The 2486-nt window shown below is 68.3% G+C and carries 3 protein-coding genes; 2 read left to right on the top strand and 1 reads right to left on the bottom strand.

Features of this window, described 5'->3' with window-relative positions:
* The first annotated feature begins 297 nt into the window (after positions 1–297).
* Positions 298–873: a dCTP deaminase gene (gene dcd, locus GWI24_RS43325; RefSeq protein WP_037954192.1), complete on the top strand. Its 576-nt coding sequence runs from the start codon at positions 298–300 to the stop codon at positions 871–873.
* A gap of 5 nt (positions 874–878) precedes the next feature.
* Complete coding sequence (locus tag GWI24_RS43330) at positions 879–1376, top strand: phosphoribosyltransferase (RefSeq protein WP_138914669.1); 498 nt, start codon at positions 879–881, stop codon at positions 1374–1376.
* Between the two features lie 72 nt (positions 1377–1448).
* On the opposite strand, the gene GWI24_RS43335 is transcribed toward GWI24_RS43330, so the two are convergent.
* On the bottom strand, positions 1449–2399 hold the full coding sequence (locus GWI24_RS43335) for a Yip1 family protein (RefSeq protein WP_210951505.1): 951 nt from the start codon (positions 2397–2399) through the stop codon (positions 1449–1451).
* Positions 2400–2486: the final 87 nt, after the last annotated feature.

The following is a 2486-nucleotide window of genomic DNA, read 5'->3' on the forward strand; positions in this document are numbered from 1 at the left end:
TTTGTCGTCCACGCCGTCCACGTTCTTGGGGAAGGGACTCATGGAGCGCACCGTCGTCCGTTGTGCTGAAGGGCATGTGTTCAGCACCTCCTCGTTCCCGATGCAGCACCTCACCGTCGATCGCATCGGCCCCGGCCGGTTGCTGCGGTGTCCGCGTTGTGCTCGGCTCCGGCACGCGGTGCCGGTGGGAGCCGATAAGCGGTGAGCGGTAGCTGATGAAGTCGCAGGGTGCGGGCCCGGTCCGGTGGGACCGGGCCTGTGCCGTGGGGGCACCTGTGATGTGCGTATCCTCTTCGGGTGCTTCTCTCAGACAAGGACATCCGGGCCGAGATCGACGCCGGGCGGGTGCGGATTGATCCGTACGATCCGGCGATGGTGCAGCCGTCGAGTATCGATGTAAGGCTGGACCGGTTCTTCCGGGTGTTCGAGAACCACCGCTATCCGCATATCGACCCGGCGGTGGAGCAGCCCGATCTGACGCGCCTGGTGGAGCCCGAGGGCGAGGACGCGTTCATCCTGCACCCCGGGGAGTTCGTGCTCGCCTCGACGTACGAGGTCGTGACGCTGCCGGATGACATCGCCTCGCGACTCGAGGGGAAGTCGAGTCTGGGGCGGCTGGGGCTGCTGACGCACTCCACGGCGGGGTTCATCGACCCGGGGTTCTCCGGGCATGTCACGCTCGAGCTGTCGAATGTCGCGACGCTGCCGATCAAGCTGTGGCCGGGGATGAAGATCGGGCAGCTGTGCATGTTCCGGCTGACGTCGCCCGCGGAGCATCCTTACGGCTCCGCCCGTTACGGCTCCCGCTATCAGGGACAGCGCGGGCCGACGCCCTCGCGGTCGTTCCAGAGCTTCCACCGGACGAAGGTGTGAGCGGCGTGGGTGAGCAGCGGGAGAACCTTACGTACGAGCGGTTCGGGGTCGCGGTCCGCGAGCTGGCGGAGAAGATCGCCGGCGATGGCTACGAGCCCGACATCGTGCTCTCCATAGCCCGCGGCGGGGTCTTCGTGGCCGGTGGGCTGGCGTACGCGCTCGACTGCAAGAACATCCACCTGGTGAACGTGGAGTTCTACACGGGCGTGGGGACCACCCTCGACATGCCCGTGATGCTCGCGCCCGTGCCCAACGCGATCGACTTCTCCGACAAGAAGGTGCTGATCGCCGATGACGTGGCGGACACCGGCAAGACGCTGAAGCTGGTCCGGGACTTCTGTCTCGGCACGGTCGCCGAGGTGCGCAGCGCGGTGATCTACGAGAAGTCCCAGTCGCTGGTGAAGTGCGAGTACGTCTGGCAGCGCACCGATCAGTGGATCAACTTCCCGTGGAGCGTGGAACCGCCCGTCGTGCGGCGGGAGGGGCAAGTGCGGGACGCCTGACACAGGCCATGACGCGTAGATGAGGGGCCCGCCGGTGCGGGCCCCTTGGTCATGCGGCCTGTGGTGCCGGCCTTACAGCGTTCCCAGCTTCAGCAGGCTCAGCAGCGCGATCAGCTGGAGCGCCGACGCGCCCAGCGCCTTCTGCCACGGCAGGTCGTGCGACTTGCTCACCATCGAGGTGAAGAGCGCGCCCGCTGCCAGCCAGGTCGCCCAGCCCAGCACCTTCACCAGCGAGCTGTCCCCGCCCAGGAAGAGCGCGAACACCAGCCGCGGCGCGTCCGTGATCGACATGATCAGCATCGACAGGCCGATGGTCGGCGCCCAGGTGCCGTCGCCGCCCAGCTGGCGGGCGAGCGTGTGGGTGACGGCGCCCAGGATCAGTCCACTGATCACCATGGCGACGCCCGCGGTGAGCACCCACGGGATGCTGTTGGACATGGGGGCGTTGAGGACGTCCTTACGGGCGTCATCGAAGCTGAAGACCGCCAGCAGACCGTAGACGAAGGTCACGATCAGGGCCGGGCCCCACACCGCGTAGTCCCGCATCTGCCAGAAGGTGGCCGACGGGCGCAGCACGGTGCCGCTCAGCAGCTGCTGCCAGTGCAGCCGGGGGCCGGCGGGCGGGGCCGTGGAGGAGCCTGCGCGGTACGTCTGCCCGCCGTAGCCGTCGTCGTACGAACCGGGGCCCTGGCCGTACGGGTCGTACGCGTCGGGCGCCTCGCCGACGCTGAACTGCTGTGTATGGCCCGAGTTGTTGTCGGCGTACGTGCCGCCGCCCTGTCCGTACGGTCTCTGCCCCTGGCCGTAGCCTCCGGGGCCGGGGCCCTGCCCGGGCCCGTAGTGCGGGTCCTGGCCGCCGAAATACTCCGGCTCTCCCTGTGAGGAGGGCTGCTGCCACTGCGGCTGCTGCTGACCGCCGTACGGGTCGTTCTGTCCGTACGGCGGCTGCGGCGGCCGCTGCTGCTGCCCTTGTTGCGCGGAGTGGGAGTCCCGTCCGCGTCCGATCCTGAATCCAGCCACCATTCGAACGTACCCGGTCGTAGCGGGCCGGGTGCGGGAGCTGTGTGAGCGGACCAGGCATTGCGGCCGAGCTGTGACATCCCTTAGGGG

The sequence above is a fragment of the Streptomyces sp. MK37H genome (genome assembly GCF_018035285.1).
GTDB classification, from domain to species: Bacteria; Actinomycetota; Actinomycetes; order Streptomycetales; family Streptomycetaceae; genus Streptomyces; species Streptomyces endocoffeicus.